This window comes from Tanticharoenia sakaeratensis NBRC 103193 (assembly GCF_000963885.1).
Classification (GTDB): domain Bacteria; phylum Pseudomonadota; class Alphaproteobacteria; order Acetobacterales; family Acetobacteraceae; genus Tanticharoenia; species Tanticharoenia sakaeratensis.
On record NZ_BALE01000017.1, the window covers coordinates 187,348 to 206,516 of the forward strand.

A 19,169-nucleotide genomic window follows, 5' to 3' on the forward strand; every position below is an offset into this window, starting at 1 on the left:
GATCAGAGCGAGAAGTTTTCTCCGAGATAGACACGGCGGACGTCCTCGTTGGCGACGATCTCTTCCGGCATGCCTTCCATCAGGACCTGCCCGCCATGCATGATATAGGCTCGGTCGATGACTTCCAGCGTTTCGCGCACGTTATGATCGGTAATCAGCACACCGATGCCGCGATCCTTCAGATGCGACACCAGATCGCGGATTTCCCCGACCGCGATCGGATCGATGCCGGCCAGCGGTTCGTCGAGCAGGATGTAGTGCGGCTGGCTTGCCAGGGCACGCGCAATCTCCAGACGCCGCCGTTCGCCGCCCGACAGCGAAAGAGAAGGCGAGCGCCGCAGATGCGAGATGCCGAATTCGGCCAGCAGCCCGTCGAGCATGACTTCGCGCCGTTCGGCATCAGGCTCGATGACCTCGAGCGCCGCGAGAATGTTCTGTTCGACGTTGAGACCGCGGAAGATGCTGGCCTCCTGAGGGAGGTAGCCGATCCCCAGCCGCGCGCGCCTGTACATCGGAAGCTGGGTGATGTCGGCGCCGTCCAGCGTGATCGAACCTGTATCGGGCTGCACGAGCCCCACGATCATATAGAAGCTCGTGGTCTTGCCGGCGCCGTTCGGGCCGAGCAGCCCGACCGCTTCGCCGCGCTGCACCTGGATCGAGACGTTCTGCACGACGGGGCGCTTCTTGTAGGTCTTGCCGATACCGTGCGCGATCAACCCCTCGGTGAACGCAGGGCCTGCCGTCTCCCCGGCGCTCGCGGCAAGGTCGCCTGTCGAGCCGAGATGGATTGTCTGGCGACGATCGATTTCGACGACGGTGTCTTCACTCATCGTGCGGGCCTTTCGGACGGTGTCGACGTGGCCGGCTTGCCGCCCGGGGCGGATGCATCGCTGCCGCTCGTCTCATTCGGAACCACGAGACCCTCGACGCGCGCGCCCGGAGCCTGCGTCATGGTGGCGAGTCCCGCCTTCATGTTCACGATCGCGGCCGCGCCGTTGATCTGGTTCTGGCCGCGCGTGATCTTCACGTGGCCGAGGACGCGGGCGATCGAGGTGTCGGGAATGTAGACGCCGCGATCGCCGACCACGGTCTCGGTCGGCGTGCGGATGAATACATGGCCCCACGCATAGACCTTCTCAAGCTTCGACGAACCGGACGACAGCGGATCGGGCGCATTGGCCGGCTTGACCGGTGCGGGCGCGCCGGGCTGGGCCGGCTGCTGGTCGGGCTTCGAATATCCCACCAGCACGTCCGCCAGAATCCGGCGGCCGTCATTCGTCGTCACGGTCGCGTTGCCACGGCCGACGGACATGTGCTCGTTGGAATGATATTCCATGACGTCTCGCGCGGTCAGCACATCCTGCGGCGTCACCAGTTTCAGCGCATGTCCCGTCATGACCAGCGTCGCCTGGTCGATGTCATAGACAGCCTTGTCGCCGAAGCCCTGGTCCGTCGGCGTATAGATATGGACGTGGCCTATGGCCTGCAGACGATAGATCTCCTGCGATCCTCCGCCCATCGGGTCGCTGCCCTGTCCGTCCTGCTTGCCGGCATCGGCCGGCGGTGTCACGGGTTGACCCGGCGGCGGCGCCTTCTTGCGCAGGAAGGCGATCAACTGGTCGGCATCGACCGTGACGTCCCCGCGGACTGCCCGAGCCTGGTCGTTGAACGTGACGGTCTGTGCGTCCCGGTTCCAGTCCGTCGATCCGGCATTGCTGATATTGACCTGCTGACCGTGTGACATGTCGATTGCCTGCGCGAAGGCGATCCCCGGCGCAGGCAGACCGCAGGTCAGGGTAAGCGACAGGAGGCGCGCGGTGCGGTTCATGTTCCCTTTCCGGCCGGCGTCTGCGCGGCCTGCGTATGATCCGCCGATCCGCCGGTCGCGGCGTCGTCATTACGGATCAGGCGGACAGGGCCCGTGAACTGGGAGATACCCGCCCGCTGGTCGAGAAAATAGCCCTGTGCGTCGAGCATGCCAAATGGTCCCTCGACATGGACCCAGTCATTGGAGGCGATGATCCCCCGGCGCAGGTCAAGATCGGCGGTTGGGCCGCTCATGATCGTCCCGTCATCACGATAGACCACGACGTGTCCGGACAGATCGAGTGCCTGTTCATGCTGCATGAAGACGCCGTGATCGGCCCTGACTTCGGCCCAGCCTCCGCCGGACAGGACCGTGTCTCCCACGGGCTTCACGAGATTGAACCGGTCGTCGCCGATCTGGTGCGTGGTCTGCGCCGTGATCATGTACGGCCGGCCGTGGGCATCGAGGCCGCGATAGACCGCGCCTTCCATGTTGCCGCTTTCAACGCGCAGATGGGCGAGCTCGCGCACGGCGGCGCGGTTCATGCTGATGAGATGCGCAATTTCGGGCCACGCCGCGATCGATCCGAGCAGAAGCGCCGCTGTCACGGGCAAGGCCCACTTCGCCAGCGCGACAAGGGAGCGGCGTCGCGCGAGATCGACCGAAGTGGGCACATTGCGGTTTCGCGCATGGCGTTCCATCGCCTCGCGGAATTCGCGCGTGCGGTCCGCATCGCGGGCAAAATCATCGCGCTGGGGCGGACCGTCGCCACGCGGTGCATTGGGGTCGCTCACGCTGCGACACCTGCGCGCAGAAGGTCATGCAGATGCAGGATGCCGACGGGCCGTCCGCTCGGCGCAAGCGCGAACAGGCTGGTGATCGGCTTGCTGCGCACGTTCATGGTCAGGAGCGCCTCGCGCGCGAGCGCGTCCGGCGTCGTCGTGACGGGACTGTGGTTCATGACGTCTCGCGCGCGCGTGTGCCGCAGGTCGCGGTCCAGTGCGCGGCGCAGGTCGGCATCGGTGATCAGCCCGACGAGACGGCCCGTCTCGTCCACAATGCCGATGCAGCCGAACGCCTTGCGCGTCATCTCGAGAATGACGTCCGGCAGGAGATCGTCCGGCGTGCCGAGCGGCAATGCCGCGCCCGTATGCATCAGGCTTGCGACACTGCGCAGGCGTGCGCCCAGACGGCCGCCCGGGTGAAATGCGCCGAATGCGTCCACGGTGAACCCACGCTCATGTAGCAAGGCAATGGCGAGGGCATCGCCGATTGCAAGCTGCATCAGCGTGCTGGTGGTCGGTGCGAGGCCCATCGGGCACGCCTCGGCGGCAGCGGGCATGACGAGGGCGGCCGTGCTGGCCCGGGCCAGCGTCGAGTCCGCTGTCCCCGTGATGCTCAGGACGGGAATGCCATGATGATGGGCATGGGCCAGCACGTCGGCGAGTTCCGCGGTCTCTCCTGATTGCGAGAGCATGAGAAGGACGTCGCCGGTCGCGATCATGCCCAGATCGCCATGCGAGGCCTCGGCAGGATGCACGAAGAGGGACGGTGTGCCGGTCGAGGCAAGAGTGGCCTGGATCTTGCGGCCGATATGGCCCGATTTGCCGATACCGCTGACTACCACGCGGCCGCCGGCCGCCATGATAGTCGCGCACGCCCTGTCGAAGGCCCGGCCCAGCGCGCTGCCCGAATCGCCAAGTGCTGCGGCGAGCACGCGAAGGCCTTCGGATTCGGCGGCAATGGTCGCGCGAGCAGCCGCCAGACGACCGTCAGCCAGGGGCTGCGCATCCGCCATGGGCATGGCTTCAAGAGCGCGCCCGATATCGCGCGGCAGGGCGGTCCCGGTCATGCGGGATGTATCCAACGCGCGGTGGTCGCGGTCAACGGTGCGGTCTGGGCGGAATCAGGCCCGATGCGAGAAGATGTCCGGATCTTCATAGCCAAGGATGTCCAGTCGCGCGCGCGCCGACAGGAAGTCGAAGCAGGCCTGCGCGATCTCGCGACGGTCCTCCCGGACCAGCAGGGCCTCGAGCTTGTCCCACAGCGCATGGAGGTGGAGCACGTCGGAGGCCGCATAGTTCAGTTGCTCGCGCGAAAGCGTCCGCGCGCCCCAGTCGGAGGTCTGCTGCTGTTTCGCAAGCTCCACGCCGAGCAGTTCGCGACAGAGATGGGCAAGCCCATGATAGCTCGTGAACGTCCGGACCAGCCGTGCCGCGATCTTCGTGCAGATGGTCGGCCCTACGGTGATTCCGAGGGCGTGCTGCAGCAATGCGACATCGAAGCGGGCAAAGTGCATCAGCTTCGTCACTGCCGGATCGGAGAGCAGGGCCTTCAGATTCGGAGAGTCAGCGCCCCGACCACCCAGCCGCTCGGACCGGATCTGCACCAGATGCGCCTGACCGTCGCCCGCGCTGAGCTGGACAAGGCACAACCGGTCGCGATGCGGGTTAAGGCCCATTGCCTCGGTATCCACTGCTACGACAGACCCGAGATCGAGCCCGTCCGGCAGATCGCCGTCATGCAGATGGATGCGTGGAGACAGGCTCATGACGGATGCGGACCTTCAGAAACGACAAAGCCGGTGCACGAGGCACCGGCTTTGTAGGATCGTTGGTGCCCAGAAGAAGACTCGAACTTCCACGTCCTTGCGGACACAGGTACCTGAAACCTGCGCGTCTACCAATTCCGCCATCTGGGCTCAGAGGCAACCGGGACTTGGCATCCCGGGAGGGTGTTGCGGCGTTTACCCGCCCATACCGGAGGCGTCAATGCGCCTTTTTCAAAAATTCATACGAAGCCGGAACTGGAACGCGGAACATGGCGCAGGACATCGCAACGGTCATTGGAGGGACGGGGTTCGTCGGTCGGGCTGTCGTCGCTCGACTGGTCAGGGAGGGCTATCACGTCCGTGTCGGAAGCCGCAGGCCGGACAGGGCAGGGCGGGTCAGGCGCCTCGGCGCGCCGGGACAGGTCGTTCCGGTCTATGCGGCGGTCGATGACGGTCCCACGCTGGATGCCGCGTTCGAAGGTGCGACCGTCGGCATCAATCTGGTCTCGATTCTCGCGGAGCAGGGACAGGCCACGTTCAAGGCCATCAATACCGATGGCGCCGCCCGCTGCGCGCGTCACGCGGCGAAGGCCGGCATCTCCCGGTATGTGCAGGTCTCTGCAATCGGTGCATCGCCCGAGTCACCGTCGGCATATGGCCGGACCAAGGCGGACGGGGAGCGTCTGACGCGCCAATACATCCCCGAGGCCGCCATCATCCGTCCGTCCGTCATCTTCGGGCCGGGCGACAAGTTTCTGAACATGTTCGCACTGATGACGCGTTTCGCGCCCATCATCCCCGTGTTCTGCGGCAACACGCGATTCCAGCCTGTGTTTGTCGACGACGTGGCTGCCGCCATCGTGGCGCTTGCGGCAGCACCCGAGGGCCGGACCGTGGAAGCCGGCGGTCCAGACGTGATCTCGATGACCGGCCTGATCGAATTCATTCTCGCCGAGACCGGTCGTCATCGGCCGCTGTTTCAGGTGCCGATGGCGCTGGCCACGCTGCAGGCGGAAATCCTTCAGCGGCTTCCAGGCAAGCTGTTCACGCGTGACCAGCTTTCGATGCTGTCCCGCGACAACGTCGTCGAGCCGGGAGCCATGACGCTATCCGACCTGGGAATTACCCCGAAGGCCATGCGCGACATAGCGCCCGGCTATCTGAAATAATTTCACAGGACATTGAAAAACAATGTAAATATGGTGACATAGTCTCATATCGGACCGATATGCCATTTCTGGTCGCGAAGGATATGTCGTCCCTGCATGGCTTTCGCGCATCATAGGTCAGCATTGCTGACTTTTTATCGTCAGGCCCGGAGTTTAGCTCACCTCCGACACATTTCGCCCCCGGCAAATCCTGCCTGGCCGGGCGCGTGATCTCGGGGGAAGCCGTGATGGCCGAAAAGATGCTGCAGTTCGTGACGCGCCCACAGGAGATGCCCGACAAGCGCCCTGCCGCCGAACGCGCGCAGGATTTCGGCGAGATTTACCGCGGCTTTGCGTTGCAGCGGGCAGAAGAACAGGCGTCGCGGTGCTCGCAGTGCGGTATTCCGTTCTGCTCGGTCCATTGTCCTTTGGGCAACAACATCCCGGACTGGTTGAAGCTGACGGCGGAGAACCGCCTGCAGGACGCCTATCTGATGTCGTCCGCGACCAACACGTTTCCCGAGATCTGCGGGCGGATCTGCCCGCAGGACCGGCTATGCGAAGGCAACTGCGTCATCGAGCGCGGCTTCGAGAGCGTCACCATCGGCGCGGTCGAACGGTTCATTACCGAGAATGCGTTCGAGAACGGGTGGGTCACGCCCAACCTGCCGCAGGCCGAGCGTGATCGCAGCGTCGGCATCGTCGGCGCCGGGCCGGCTGGCCTTGCCTGTGCCGAACGCCTGCGCGCACGTGGCTACCAGGTCGCCGTCTATGACCGTTATGACAGGATCGGCGGCCTTCTGAGCTACGGCATCCCAAGCTTCAAGCTCGAGAAGCACGTGGTGGAGCGCCGTGGTGCGCTCCTGCAGGAACAGGGCGTGGTGTTCCACCTGAACACCGAGATCGGCGATGCGGAGGGGCAGACCTCCCTGTCTGAACTGCGTGCGCGTCACGATGCGGTTTTCCTGGCGACAGGCGTCTACCGGGCGCGCACGGCGCCGATGCCGGGCGCCGGACTGCGCGGCATCGCACCCGCGCTGGACTATCTGACGGCCTCGAACCGTCGTTCGTACGGGGATGTCGTGCCGGCGTTCGAGGACGGGACGCTCGATGCGAAGGGCAAGGCAGTCGTCGTGATCGGTGGCGGCGATACGGCGATGGACTGTGTGCGAACGGCTGTGCGCCAGGGCGCGAAATCCGTGACGTGCCTGTATCGCCGTGATCGCGCCAACATGCCCGGCTCGATGCAGGAAGTCTCGAATGCGGAGGACGAAGGCGTCGTGTTCCACTGGCTCGGCGTGCCGGAAGCATTCCTCGGGGACGACCGTGTTTCGGCCGTACGCGCGCGCCGGATGAAGCTCGGCATGCCCGATGCGACCGGCCGCCAGACGGTCGAGCCCGAGCCCGGCCCGGGTCTGGTGATCGAGGCCGACATGGTCATCGAGGCGCTCGGCTTCGAGCCGGAGCACCTGCCCGAGCTGTGGGCGCAGCCCGATCTCGTGACGACGCCCTGGGGCACGATCAAGATCGCGCGGGACAGCTTCATGACCAGCCTTCCGGGCGTGTTCGCCGGCGGCGATATCGTGCGTGGCGCGAGCCTCGTGGTCTGGGCGATCCGCGATGGACGGGATGCGGCGGATGCAATCGATGCGTGGGTCGGTGCACCCGAATCCGAAATGACACTGGCGGCGGAGTGAAAGCCATGGACGAGATGACGAACGCCGCTGCCGGCACTGATTTCGTGACCGAGTGGGATGCCAACGTGGCCCGGCTCGAAGGCCTTTATGATCCGACGCAGGAACGCGATGCCTGCGGCGTCGGTCTGGTCGCGTCTCTCGACGGTGCGCGCCGTCGGGATGTCGTGGTCGCCGGCATCGAAGCGCTCAAGGCCCTGTGGCATCGCGGCGCGGTCGATGCCGACGGCAAGACCGGAGACGGCGCCGGCATCCATGTCGAAATCCCGCAGGATTTCTTTGCCGCCGCCGTGCATTCGGCGGGTGACGAGGACGTCGACAGCGTAATTGCAATCGGCATGGTGTTCCTGCCGAAGACCGATCTCGCAGCACAGGAGCGCGGACGGCAGATCATCGAGACCGAGATCCTGGATTTTGGCCATGCGATCTATGGCTGGCGCCAAGTGCCGATCAATACCGCCTGCATCGGCGAAAAGGCCAATGCGACCCGGCCCGAGATCGAGCAGATCCTCGTGCGCAACCGTCTGGGCCGCAGCGAGGAAGAGTTCGAGCGCGATCTGTATGTGATCCGCCGACGGGTCGAGCGCGCGGTGGTGCAGAGCCAGATCGACCTCTACATCTGCTCGCTGTCATGCCGTTCGGTCATCTACAAGGGCATGTTCCTGGCGGAGAACCTGACCGATTTCTACCCGGACCTGCTGGATGACCGGTTCGTCTCGCGGTTCGCGATCTATCACCAGAGGTATTCGACCAACACGTTCCCGACCTGGAAGCTGGCCCAGCCGTTCCGCCGCATTGCCCATAACGGCGAGATCAACACGATCTCGGGTAACGTGAACTGGATGCGGAGCCATGAGACGCGGCTCGCGGATCCGGGGCTCGACCCGTACATGGACGACCTCAAGCCGGTCGTTCAGGCGAACGGGTCGGACACGGCCATGTTCGACAACGTGTTCGAACTGCTGACCTTTGCCGGGCGCGACGCGCCTATGGCGAAGACCCTCATGGTCCCCGCATCGGTCGGCGGCAATTCGGCCATGAAGCAGGCCCATCGCGACCTCCTGTCCTACGGTCATGCCGTCATGGAGCCGTGGGACGGTCCGGCCGCGATCTGCGGCACGGACGGCCGATGGGTCGTGGCGGGCCTCGATCGCGGTGGACTGCGTCCCCTGCGCTGGAGCACGACGCAGAACGACCTGCTGATCGTGGGTTCCGAGACCGGCATGGTCCGCGTCCCGGATTCGGAAATCCGCCATCGCGGGCGCCTCGGGCCGGGCGAGACACTGGCGCTCGATCTGACGACGGGCGCGCTCCTGCAGCCGGAAGCCGTGCTCGACATGTTGGCCACGCGGCAGGATTTCGGTGCGTGGGTGCGTCGCATCCAGGACATCAGCGCGGTCGTACGCGGCGATGTCACCGAGCCGACACTGTATGAGCCCGACAACCTGCGCCGCCGTCAGCGCGCGGTCGGCATCACGCATGAGGAGCTGGAGACGATCCTGCATCCGATGGTGGCGACGAAGGCCGAAGCCATCGGCTCGATGGGCGACGACACGCCGCTCGCGGTTCTGTCGGGCTTCTATCGCGGGCTTGCGCATTATTTCCGGCAGGGCTTCAGCCAGGTCACCAACCCGCCGATCGACAGCCTGCGCGAAACACGCGTCATGAGCCTCGTGACGCGGCTGGGCAATCTCGGGAATATCCTCGAACAGTCCCCTACACAGTGCGATCTGCTACGTCTGCCCAGCCCGGTGCTGACCACGGGCGAGTTCGCGGCCCTGCGCTCGTTCTGCGGACGCGATGCAGCGACGATCGACTGCACGTTCCCGAGCAAGGGGGGCGAGGGCGCGCTACGCGATGCGATCGCGCGGATCCGGCGCGAGGCCGAGGACCATGTGCGTGGCGGCTGCACGCATCTGTTCCTGACGGATGAAGGGCAGTGCGCCGAACAGGCCGCAATCCCGATGATCCTGGCGACGGCCGCCGTTCACATTCACCTCGTCCGGCAGTCCCTGCGGACGTTCACGTCGCTCAACGTGCGTTCGGCGGATGCGCTGGACGTGCATGCCATTGCAGTGACGATCGGCGTGGGTGCGACGACGGTTAATCCGTACCTTGCGCAGGAATGCATCGCCGAGCGCGTGCGGCGCGGCCTGTTCGGTCCGATCGGCCTGCGCGAGGCGGTCGAGCGGTATCGTCAGGCCGTGGACAAGGGTCTGCTCAAGATCATGTCCAAGTCGGGCATCTCGATCATCGCCAGCTATCGCGGTGGCTACAATTTCGAGGCGATCGGCCTGTCCCGCTCGCTGGTCGCCGAGTTCTTTCCCGGCATGCCGTCGCGCATCTCGGGCATCGGCCTCGTCGGGCTCGCCCGTGATGTGCTGGAGGGGCACGACGCCGCATGGCGTGGAGCTGCGGAAGCGCTGCCGGTCGGCGGTTTCTACAAGCTGCGTCGTGCCGGCGAAGTGCATGCATTCGACGGCAATGCCGTGCACATGCTGCAGACGGCCGTCGCGACCGACAGCTTCACGCTTTATCGCCGCTATGCGGATACCGTGCGTCGTGCATCGCCGGTGGCGCTGCGCGACCTGCTCGACTTCCGCTCGACCCATGCTCCGATCCCGGTGGATGAAGTCGAGAGCATCACACAGCTTCGCAGGCGTCTGGTCGCGCCCGGCATTTCGCTCGGCGCCCTGAGCCCCGAGGCGCACGAGACGCTGTCGATCGCCATGAACCGGATCGGCGCGAAGTCCGACTCGGGCGAGGGCGGTGAGGACGCGTCGCGTGCGAAGTCGCGTGCGAATGGCGACAATGCGTCGTCCGCGATCAAGCAGGTCGCATCGGGCCGCTTCGGCGTGACCGCGCAGTATCTCAACGACTGCCGCGAGATCGAGATCAAGGTCGCACAGGGTGCGAAGCCGGGTGAGGGCGGACAGCTTCCGGGCTTCAAGGTGACGGAGCTGATCGGCAAGCTGCGTCATGCAACGCCCGGTGTGACCCTGATCTCGCCGCCGCCGCATCACGACATCTATTCGATCGAGGATCTGGCGCAGCTCATCTACGATCTGAAGCAGATCAACCCGGATGCGATGGTCACCGTGAAGCTGGTGGCGCGCAGCGGGATCGGCACGATCGCGGCAGGCGTCGCCAAGGCCAAGGCCGATGCGATCCTGATCTCCGGCCACTCCGGTGGCACGGGTGCCAGCCCTCAATCCTCCATCAAGTATGCGGGTCTGCCATGGGAGATGGGGCTGTCGGAGGCGCATCAGGTCCTGATGCTCAACCGGCTGCGTCATCGCGTGACGCTTCGGGCCGACGGCGGCCTCAAGACCGGACGCGACGTCGTCATCGCAGCCATGCTGGGGGCGGAGGAGTTCGGCATCGGCACCGCATCGCTCGTCGCCATGGGTTGCATCATGGTGCGGCAGTGCCATTCCAACACCTGCCCGGTCGGCGTCTGCGTTCAGGACGAGGAACTGCGCAAGAAGTTCGAAGGTACGCCCGAGAAGGTCATCAACCTGTTCTCGTTCATCGCAGAGGACGTGCGCAACATCCTCGCCGAACTGGGTTTCCGCAAGCTGGAGGACATCATCGGGCGCACGGATCTGTTGCGTCAGGTCAGCCGTGGTTCGGAGTGGCTGGACGATCTGGATCTCAATGCGCTGCTGGTGCAGGCCGATCCGGGCGGGCATGCGCGCTACTGCACGCGCGAGGGCCGCAACGAGGTGCCCGAGACGCTCGACGCGCAGATCATTGCTGACGCCAGGCCGATGTTCGATCATGGCGAGAAGATGCAACTGCATTACACGGTGCAGAACACGCACCGTGCGATCGGCACGCGTCTGTCGTCCCTGATCACGCGGCGCTTCGGGATGAAGACGCTGGCGCCGGATCATCTGACCCTGCGCCTGCGCGGTTCGGCCGGGCAGTCGCTGGGCGCGTTCGCGGTGCAGGGAATCAAGCTCGAGGTCGTCGGAGATTCCAACGACTACGTCGGCAAGGGCCTGTCGGGCGCGACCATCGTCGTGCGGCTGCCGGTATCGGCGCGTCTGGCCAGCCAGGACAACGCGATCATAGGCAACACGGTGCTGTATGGCGCCACGGACGGCTACCTGTTCGCTCAGGGACAGGCGGGCGAGCGATTTGCCGTGCGCAACTCGGGGGCGACGGCGGTGGTCGAAGGCTGCGGCTCCAATGCCTGCGAATACATGACGGGCGGCACGGTCGTGATCCTCGGGCGCTGCGGCGACAATTTCGGGGCCGGTTTCACGGGCGGCATGGCCTTCGTCTACGACGAGGCCGGTACGTTCGAGGCGCAGATCAATCCCGATACCGTGCTCTGGCGTCGTGTATCGGGTGGTCGCTGGGCTGATGAACTCCGCACGCTGGTCGAACGGCACGTGCAGGAGACAGGCAGCGCCTATGCCGCCGAGCTCCTGCATCACTGGGACCGGGCTCTGCCGAAATTCTGGCAGATCGTGCCGACCGATTACGCGAAAATCATCGGCTTCGAGCAGGAAGATACGGCCCAGCTCTCTGCATGACAGGGCACGGCGCCGTCAGTCTTCGACGCGCGGCGTGGACCAGCCGATCACGAGCAGGCGTGGCACACTGAAGGCGACGGGCAGCACGTAGACAAGTCCAAGGAGCAGGAAGACCGGACGTTCGTGAAAGGACGTCCGACCCGCCGATTCCTCAAGGACGATCGCCACAAGTGCTCCGAATGCCGCGCAGACGCACACGCCGAGCGCCGTCACGAGTCCCGCTTCCCGGGCACGGCGCCATACCGCGCGTTCGCGCTCATCGGGAACCGGGATGGCCCGGGCCAGTCGCGCCGCGCACCCGCTGGCCCACAGGTTCGGCACCATCAGGGCTGACACGGTGAACGCCAGATCACGGGTCGGCATTTCCACGGCGACGATGATCAGGCCGATTTCGACCAGCAGCATTAGAAGCGGCTGAAAACGGAGTTCGGGTATCCTGGGGGGCGCGAAACACGCGCCGAGAAACGACAGGAGGGGCGCGACCGGGCGCACGGCGCGGTCGAACCGCGCTCCGATCGAACGTTCCGGATGATCCCAAGCTCCAGGCGCCGGCTCCGGGGTCACTGGTCGCCTCCTGCCTGTCGCTCCTTCATGCGGCGGACGTGAGCGGGTACCGGGTCGAATGGATCGAGTGAAAACACCGCTTCCACCTCCTGCTGCAGCACGCGGCAGATCTTCATCGCGAGCTCCAGGCTCGGCTTGTAATCGCCGCGTTCGAGATAGCCGATTGTCTGGCGGTTGACCGCAACCGCCTCGGCCAGTGTGTTGCGCGACAGGCCGCGTGCCGTCCTGAACTTTGCGATGCGGTTATACAGCTCGGCCTCCCGTAATTGTTGTGTTTACACAACAGGACGATGCAGCGGCAAGTGCTTTCGCATGACGCGCGTAAGGACTAGGTTCATCCCATGAGCAGGATATTCGATATCGCCGCCGAGCGCGGTGAGGCGGCCACCCCGGCGGATCTGCCGCGGTGGGACCTTTCGGACCTCTACGCGAGCCCGGATGACCCGCGCATCGAGGCCGATCTGAAGGCCGGCGATGTGCGGGCGCGGGCCTTTTCCGATGCATGGAAGGGCCGTCTCGCAGGGGCCACGCCGGCACAACTGGCCGAGGCGATCGGCGAGTATGAGCGGATCGACGAGGATCTGGGCCGGATCGCGTCCTATGCGCAGCTCCTGTTTGCAGCAAACACCGCCGATCCCGCCGTCGGGCGGTTCCAGCAGACGATCAACGAGCGGATGACCGATATCTCGGCGCATCTGCTGTTCTTCACGCTGGAACTCAATCGCATCGACGATGCCGATCTGGATGGGAAGCTGGCCGACCCCGCGCTGGCGCACTGGCGGCCGTTCCTGCGGGATTTGCGCGTCTTCCGCCCCTATCAGTTGTCCGACGAGGTCGAGCGCGTGCTGATGGAGAAATCCGTCACGGCCCGCTCGGCCTGGACGCGTCTGTTCGACGAGACGATGGCGCAGATGACGGTGACGCTCGATGGCGAAACGAAGCCGCTGGATGTCGCATTCAATCGTCTGACGGACCGGGACCGGAGCGTGCGCGAGGCAGCGGCGCGCGAGATCAGCGCATGCCTTGGCGCCCAGTCGCGGCTGCTGACGCTGATCACCAATACGCTCGCCAAGGACAAGGCGATCGGCGACGGCCTGCGCGGCTACGAGCGGCCGGGCTCGAGCCGCAATCGCGGCAACATGGTGGAAGACAGCGTGGTGGACGCGCTCGTGTCCGCCGTGCGCGACGCCTATCCGCGCCTGTCGCACCGCTATTACAGGATGAAGGCCCGCTGGCTCGGCCTCGAGCATATGGAGCACTGGGACCGCAACGCGCCGCTTCCGGGCTCGGACGACAGCGCGATTGCTTGGGACGAGGCCAAGCGCATCGTCCGCACGGCCTATACCGGGTTCGACCCTGCGCTTGGGACGATTGCCGGGACCTTCCTCGATCGTCCCTGGATCGATGCGGCCCCTGTTCCCGGCAAGTCGTCAGGTGCGTTCGCCCATCCGACCGTGCCATCCGCGCATCCCTATATCCTGATGAATTATCGTGGTCGGGCACGCGATGTCATGACGCTCGCGCATGAACTCGGTCACGGCATCCATCAGGTTTTGGCAGCCAGGCAGGGCTACTTCAATTCGGGCACGCCGCTGACGCTCGCGGAGACGGCTTCCGTCTTTGGCGAGATGCTGACGTTCCAGTCGCTGCTCGATGCGCAGACCGATCCCGCCAGACGACGCTTTCTCCTGGCGTCCAAGGTGGAGGACATGCTGAACACCGTCGTGCGTCAGATTGCCTTCTACTGCTTCGAGACAAGACTGCACGATGAACGTGCAAAGGGCGAACTGTCGAGCGACCGGATCGGCGAGATCTGGCGCGAGGTTCAGACCGAGAGCCTCGGTCCGGCCTTCGAATTCACGCCGGATTACGACCTCTACTGGTCCTACGTCCCGCATTTCGTTCATTCGCCGTTCTACGTCTATGCCTATGCGTTCGGTGACTGCCTCGTGAATGCGCTGTACGGTGTCTATCGCGAAGGCGCGCCGGGATTTGCGGAACGATACCGCGCGATGCTCGAGGCGGGCGGCACCCTGCGCCACAAGGAACTTCTGGCGCCGTTCGGGCTTGATGCGTCGGACCCTGGCTTCTGGGCACGCGGCCTCGACGTGATCTCGGGCTTCATCGACGAACTGGAGCAGGGCAGCGACGCTCATGAATGATCGTAGCAGCATGGACAAGAGCGGTCTGTTCGGCGAACTGACGCGCATGGCCCGCACGTCCGGCGCGGTCGGCGGCATGGCGGCCCGCTTTGCCGGCAACCGCCTCGGAATCAAGACCAACAAGTCGGTTCATGCCGGCGATCTGCGCGGCGCGCTCGGCAACCTCAAGGGCCCCCTCATGAAGGGTGCCCAGCTTCTGTCGACCATCCCCGGCGCCCTTCCGGAGGAATACGCGAACGAACTGGCCGAACTGCAGGCCAATGCGCCCCCGATGGGCTGGAGCTTCGTGCGCCGTCGCATGACGACCGAGCTTGGTGCCGGGTGGGAGAAGCATTTCCGCTCTTTCAGCCACGAGGCCGTCGCGGCGGCGAGCCTGGGACAGGTGCATCGTGGCATTCTGGCTGACGGCCGTCCGGTTGCCTGCAAGCTGCAATACCCTGACATGCACGCTGCCGTGGAATCCGACCTGCGCCAGTTCCGGACGGCCCTGTCGCTGTTCAACCGGTTCTCCACCGCAATCCGACAGGATCAGGTCTTCGCGGAACTGGCGGAGCGCCTGCGGGAAGAGCTCGATTACGAGCGCGAGGCATCCCATCTGCGGCTCTATCGCGACATGCTGTCCGACGCCCCGGACGTGAAGGTCCCGGCACCGGTCGAGGCCGTCTCCTCCAAGCGCCTTCTGACGATGGACTGGGTCAGCGGGCGCGGCATGAAAACGGTGCTGGACGCCAATCCCACGCAGGAGCAGCGCAACGCCATGGCGCGTGCGCTGTTCAAGGCATGGTATGTGCCGCTGTATCGTTACGGCGTCATCCATGGCGACCCGCACATGGGCAATTTCACCGTGCGGGACGACTACGGGCTGAACCTGTTCGATTTCGGAGCGATCCGGGTCTTCGAGCCGTCGTTCGTCAAGGGGATCATCGATCTCTATTTCGCCCTGCGCGACAAGGACGAGGACCGGGCGTTCCACGCCTACGAGGCCTGGGGTTTTCGCGGCATCTCGCGCGAGACGTCGCTCGTGCTCAACGAATGGGCGAGCTTCATCTACGGGCCGCTGCTCCGGGACGATGCGCACTCCATTCAGGAAAGCAATGACCCGGCACAAGGCCGGGCTGTCATGGAGCGTGTCTATTCCGGCCTGCAGCGAACGGGTGGTGTTGAGCTGCCGCGTCAGTTCGTACTGGTGGACCGTTCGGCCATCGGGCTGGGGAGCGTCTTCCTCCGGCTGGGTGCACGCCTGAACTGGAGCGAGATGTTCCGCGAACTGGTCGCGGATTTCGACGTGGACGCACTGGCCGAACGCCAGGCGCAGGCTCTCGCGGCTGCGCGCGTCCCGCCGCCGCTACAGGGCGTCTGACTGCGCAACGCAGGACGCGGTGATGAGCCGCTGTCCCGCCTGAAGACTGCGCTCCCCAACGACATTTCTAGAAGCGCGCATCTGCACCCCGGGAAGCAGCTCGGGAGCACAGGCGCGTCCATGTACGCCCGCGAATGCACGCCGCGAGTTTTGACAGCCGGCCGTTGCAGGATCGTCCGGATGTGAGGCCCTCGTGCGAGCGTCCAGACATTCGGATGGGCTGATTGCGTCCGCGCGACGTCGCCCGAAAACCGTGTGACGCAGGCTTTGCCTGACGTGACACCATGTATCCTGCCGTTTCACAAAATGAGCGAACACATTCAAATATAACTATAGTTTTCTTTTAATAAAAATCGATACAGTTGATATGGCAAATCGGCAACGACTTCATGTAACTCGCGCGACAGCCTCATAAACCATGTTGTTCGCCCTGAATTGAAGCAGACATAAAGACGTCATTACGGACCCGATTCCGAAAACACGTGCTTCAAGAGGCGCCATGAACGTTCTGCGAGAGATTGCTGGCGGCAAATCCGCCGTTCGACTGTATGCCCATCGCCGGGTGCTGCGGTGCACCCTGATGAGTGCCACGATACTCGCCATGATGCCGTTGCCGCGCGCAATGGCGCAGACAGTGTCCACGACTACGCAGGATGGGACGCCGCACCGTCCCGCGCGTGCTGCATCGACGTCCACCACGACCGAAACGTCAGCGACCCAGCAGGGGAGGACAGAATCCATTCTGGTGCGCGCGCAGCGGCGCATGCAGCGCGAAAAGGATTCGCCCTCCGCGGTGACTGAAATCGGGACGGCGCAGGTGCGTCAGAACAGCTCGGCCGGTAATATCGTCACCTTGTTGCGCAATGCGCCGTCGGTGTTCAGCTACCAGCAGGGCATCGGCATGAACGAGCCGGTCTACTCGATCCGCGGCACACGCGGGCTTGAAGTTGCCTCGACGTTTGATGGCGTGCCCATGCAGGATCTTCTGTACGGCGGCTCAGGCAGCTATCTGAGCAATGTCGTGGGCGCCTATTTCACGCAATACCAGATCGCGGGCGTTTCGGTGTATCCGGGCGTCGCATATCCGGACCATGCAACGTTCGGGACGATCGGCGGCACACTCGAGTATCATTCGCTGCGTCCGTCCGAGAAGTTCGGTCTGGACGTGTTCGGGCAGGTTGCGTCGTTCGGAACCTTCACCGAAGGATTCAAGCTCGATACGGGCGGAATGGATGGCGTGCTGGGCAAAGGCGTCGATGCTCCGCGCGCGATGCTTCAATACGACAACGAACAGACCAAGGGGTACATCGACTACACGCCTGCGCGTTACAACTCGTTCGAGTTCGCGCTGGACAAGCCGTATGACGATGGCCAGTCGATGTTCCAGGCAACCGTCCTTTATAATACCGGCTCCGGCCTTGTAACGCCCGAACCCATTCCATCAGCCTACCAGCAGCAGAACGGCAACTTCTCGAATTATTCCCCTGACCAGGAATTCATGCGTCAGAACAACGACTACTTCACGTTGATGCTGAAGGACGACACGTACATCAACGACTATGTCAGTGCAGGCCTGACGACATTCTACCGCTACACCAACAGCACGACGGAAACTTACGCAAATCCCACCCTGTTCTCGCCCGACGGCGGCGCGGGCTCGGCAGCGGTCGACGGCATCAACCCGTTCAATCAGACGATCGCGGGGTTCGGCGAGCAGAGCTACTACGGCTATGGGAGCTACTTCTATCAGCCTGGCGTCACGACCTATGACGGAAACGCCCTGTTCAACAACAGCAAATACTGCCCGGCATCCGTTCGCAATGCGTTTGCGGCGGCGGGTGAGACAAGCCCGTGCGGATACAACTACAACATCAGTTCGACCCACACGGATACGTACGGCATCCAGCCGCGTCTCTCGATCCTGCTGCCGACATTCTGGGGCATCCGGAATACCATTCACACCGGAGCGCTGATCGCCAAGGCAACGCAGAACGACATGCCGACCTATCTCGGCATTTCGCCTCAGGCGCAGGTATATGAGGAGCAGACGGCCTACAGCGGCGGCTATCAGCGCGACATCTACACCTGGTATCTTCAGGACAAGATCGACCTGCTGCACAACACGCTGCACATCACGCCGGGCGTGACGTACCAGGGCACGTATTCCGAGGACAAGCAGGGATATGTCTATGGCGGCCAGGTCTCGGCGGCTGCGACGGCGAGCGCATATTGCCAGAGCTACAGCTGCGCCTATGGCAGCTATACGGGCGAGAAATGGGACCATAACTGGCTCCCGTTCGTGAACATCGCCTATGATTTCGACCGGATCTCGCCACTGCTGAAGGGGCTCTCCGTTTACGGAAGCGCTGCGAACTCGGCACTTTACGCACCGGTGAGCGATTATTCCCCGACGCTGCTTGGTACCGTTCCGAGCGCATCCATCGTGCATATGTATGAAGGCGGCGTTCAGTACAACACCGGCAATCTCAGCATCTCGGCTGATTACTATTATCAGAAAGTAGACCGCGATTTCGGCTATTTTTCATACCAGACCGGTCCGTACGCGGGATACTCCCTCTACACCAATGCGGGCCAGCGTCTGATGCGCGGCGAGGAAGCGCAGATCAAATGGCAGGTCACGCCGAACTGGCAGCTGTTCGGCAATTTCTCACATAACAGCACGCGTTATCTGAAAACCTACCTTGCCGACGTGACGGTTCAGGAAGACCAGTTCGGTTATGCATTGCGGGGCGATCATGTCTCGGGCATCCCGACCTGGCTTGCACAGTTCGGTGTCGACTATCAGCGCAAGAACACGTTCCTGCACGACGACCATCTGAACGTGAACCTCACCGGCCGCTACGTCGGACACCAGTATACGACCACCGATCTGACCGGTTTCGAAAACCTCGGGACGCTGCCGGGTATTCCGTACAAGTATGGAACCTACGACTATTACAGCATCCTGTCGGGCTCCACGGTCACGAGCAACAGCGGCGGCATCGCGCCGTATGTGATCTTCAACCTCGACGTCAATTACGACATGCCGGTCAAGAACATCGGACCACTGAAGAAGTTGAACTTCGATTTCAACGTTCAGAACCTCTTCAACACGTTCTACTGGCAGTACAAGTACCAACAGATCTCCCCCGCATCCTGCGGCACCTTCAAGACCAACCCGGCCGGATTTACAGGATTCGCCGGAAACGCCGTCAGCAATTACGGATGCACGGCGGAATACAGCGACGGCATGCCGGGCATGCCGGCCTTCATCTCGTTTACCGTCCACGCAACGTTCTAGAGCCGTTCCACGTTAATCCGGTTCATATCCTGCTGCTT

Annotated in this window: 13 protein-coding genes and 1 tRNA gene; 6 read left to right on the plus strand and 8 right to left on the minus strand. The window is 63.8% G+C overall.

Features of this window, described 5'->3' with window-relative positions; translation table 11 throughout:
- Positions 1-2 precede the first annotated feature (2 nt).
- From lptB to B8446_RS08095, 6 genes are all read right to left on the minus strand, one after another.
- Positions 3-830, minus strand: coding sequence for an LPS export ABC transporter ATP-binding protein (gene lptB, locus B8446_RS08070; protein ID WP_241767694.1), 828 nt, complete (start codon positions 828-830; stop codon positions 3-5).
- A complete protein-coding gene (locus tag B8446_RS08075) occupies positions 827-1,828 on the minus strand; it encodes an LptA/OstA family protein (RefSeq protein WP_048848821.1) in 1,002 nt (333 codons plus the stop codon). Before B8446_RS08075 ends, lptB begins: the two co-directional genes overlap by 4 nt.
- Positions 1,825-2,601, minus strand: a complete 777-nt coding sequence (gene lptC / locus B8446_RS08080) for an LPS export ABC transporter periplasmic protein LptC (protein ID WP_241767695.1) — start codon at positions 2,599-2,601, stop codon at positions 1,825-1,827. The genes B8446_RS08075 and lptC overlap by 4 nt, the downstream gene beginning before the upstream one ends.
- Positions 2,598-3,611, minus strand: coding sequence for a KpsF/GutQ family sugar-phosphate isomerase (locus B8446_RS08085; RefSeq protein WP_048848863.1), 1,014 nt, complete (start codon positions 3,609-3,611; stop codon positions 2,598-2,600). The genes lptC and B8446_RS08085 overlap by 4 nt, the downstream gene beginning before the upstream one ends.
- A gap of 102 nt (positions 3,612-3,713) precedes the next feature.
- Positions 3,714-4,358, minus strand: a complete 645-nt coding sequence (locus B8446_RS08090; protein ID WP_048848822.1) for a ribonuclease D — start codon at positions 4,356-4,358, stop codon at positions 3,714-3,716.
- A gap of 63 nt (positions 4,359-4,421) precedes the next feature.
- Positions 4,422-4,508 (minus strand) — tRNA-Leu (locus tag B8446_RS08095).
- Positions 4,509-4,627: 119 nt separating this feature from the next.
- Between B8446_RS08095 and B8446_RS08100 the strand changes: the two genes are divergently transcribed.
- The 3 genes from B8446_RS08100 to gltB all read left to right on the plus strand — a co-directional run bounded on the left by B8446_RS08100 (position 4,628) and on the right by gltB (position 11,744).
- Positions 4,628-5,527, plus strand: coding sequence for a complex I NDUFA9 subunit family protein (locus B8446_RS08100; protein WP_048848823.1), 900 nt, complete (start codon positions 4,628-4,630; stop codon positions 5,525-5,527).
- A gap of 227 nt (positions 5,528-5,754) precedes the next feature.
- Complete coding sequence (locus tag B8446_RS08105; protein ID WP_048848824.1) at positions 5,755-7,203, plus strand: NAD(P)-dependent oxidoreductase; 1,449 nt, start codon at positions 5,755-5,757, stop codon at positions 7,201-7,203.
- A gap of 5 nt (positions 7,204-7,208) precedes the next feature.
- A complete protein-coding gene (gene gltB, locus B8446_RS08110) occupies positions 7,209-11,744 on the plus strand; it encodes a glutamate synthase large subunit (protein WP_048848825.1) in 4,536 nt (1,511 codons plus the stop codon).
- A 15-nt stretch (positions 11,745-11,759) separates the two neighbouring features.
- Here the strand turns inward: gltB and B8446_RS08115 are convergent, their stop codons facing one another.
- Together B8446_RS08115 and B8446_RS16720 are read right to left on the minus strand one after the other, a co-directional pair.
- Positions 11,760-12,308 carry a zinc ribbon domain-containing protein gene (locus B8446_RS08115; RefSeq protein ID WP_148505904.1) on the minus strand — a complete coding sequence of 183 codons (549 nt, stop codon included), beginning with the start codon at positions 12,306-12,308 and terminating at the stop codon, positions 11,760-11,762.
- The gene (locus tag B8446_RS16720; RefSeq protein ID WP_084712176.1) at positions 12,305-12,559 is read right to left on the minus strand and encodes a helix-turn-helix transcriptional regulator; all 255 of its coding nucleotides are present in this window, start codon (positions 12,557-12,559) and stop codon (positions 12,305-12,307) included. Before B8446_RS16720 ends, B8446_RS08115 begins: the two co-directional genes overlap by 4 nt.
- 90 nt (positions 12,560-12,649) lie before the next feature.
- Here B8446_RS16720 and B8446_RS08125 point away from each other — a divergent pair, with 90 nt between their 5' ends.
- From B8446_RS08125 to B8446_RS08135, 3 genes are all read left to right on the plus strand, one after another.
- Positions 12,650-14,470 (plus strand): M3 family oligoendopeptidase, encoded by a 1,821-nt coding sequence (locus tag B8446_RS08125; RefSeq protein ID WP_048848827.1) that lies wholly within the window; start codon positions 12,650-12,652, stop codon positions 14,468-14,470.
- 10 nt (positions 14,471-14,480) lie between these two features.
- On the plus strand, positions 14,481-15,830 hold the full coding sequence (locus tag B8446_RS08130; protein ID WP_241767696.1) for an ABC1 kinase family protein: 1,350 nt from the start codon (positions 14,481-14,483) through the stop codon (positions 15,828-15,830).
- A gap of 499 nt (positions 15,831-16,329) precedes the next feature.
- Entirely contained in the window at positions 16,330-19,131 is a 2,802-nt protein-coding gene (locus B8446_RS08135; RefSeq protein ID WP_241767697.1) for a TonB-dependent receptor, read from the plus strand.
- Positions 19,132-19,169: the final 38 nt, after the last annotated feature.

What these genes read in the sequence shown, in the direction of transcription:
- lptB (WP_241767694.1), bottom strand. Translation starts at nt 830, where the DNA reads ATGAGTGAAGACACCGTCGTCGAAATCGATCGTCGCCAGACAATCCAT.
- B8446_RS08075 (WP_048848821.1), bottom strand. Translation starts at nt 1,828, where the DNA reads ATGAACCGCACCGCGCGCCTCCTGTCGCTTACCCTGACCTGCGGTCTG.
- B8446_RS08085 (WP_048848863.1), bottom strand. Translation starts at nt 3,611, where the DNA reads ATGCCCATGGCGGATGCGCAGCCCCTGGCTGACGGTCGTCTGGCGGCT.
- B8446_RS08090 (WP_048848822.1), bottom strand. Translation starts at nt 4,358, where the DNA reads ATGAGCCTGTCTCCACGCATCCATCTGCATGACGGCGATCTGCCGGAC.
- B8446_RS08100 (WP_048848823.1), top strand. Translation starts at nt 4,628, where the DNA reads ATGGCGCAGGACATCGCAACGGTCATTGGAGGGACGGGGTTCGTCGGT.
- B8446_RS08105 (WP_048848824.1), top strand. Translation starts at nt 5,755, where the DNA reads ATGGCCGAAAAGATGCTGCAGTTCGTGACGCGCCCACAGGAGATGCCC.
- gltB (WP_048848825.1), top strand. Translation starts at nt 7,209, where the DNA reads ATGGACGAGATGACGAACGCCGCTGCCGGCACTGATTTCGTGACCGAG.
- B8446_RS08125 (WP_048848827.1), top strand. Translation starts at nt 12,650, where the DNA reads ATGAGCAGGATATTCGATATCGCCGCCGAGCGCGGTGAGGCGGCCACC.
- B8446_RS08130 (WP_241767696.1), top strand. Translation starts at nt 14,481, where the DNA reads ATGGACAAGAGCGGTCTGTTCGGCGAACTGACGCGCATGGCCCGCACG.
- B8446_RS08135 (WP_241767697.1), top strand. Translation starts at nt 16,330, where the DNA reads ATGAACGTTCTGCGAGAGATTGCTGGCGGCAAATCCGCCGTTCGACTG.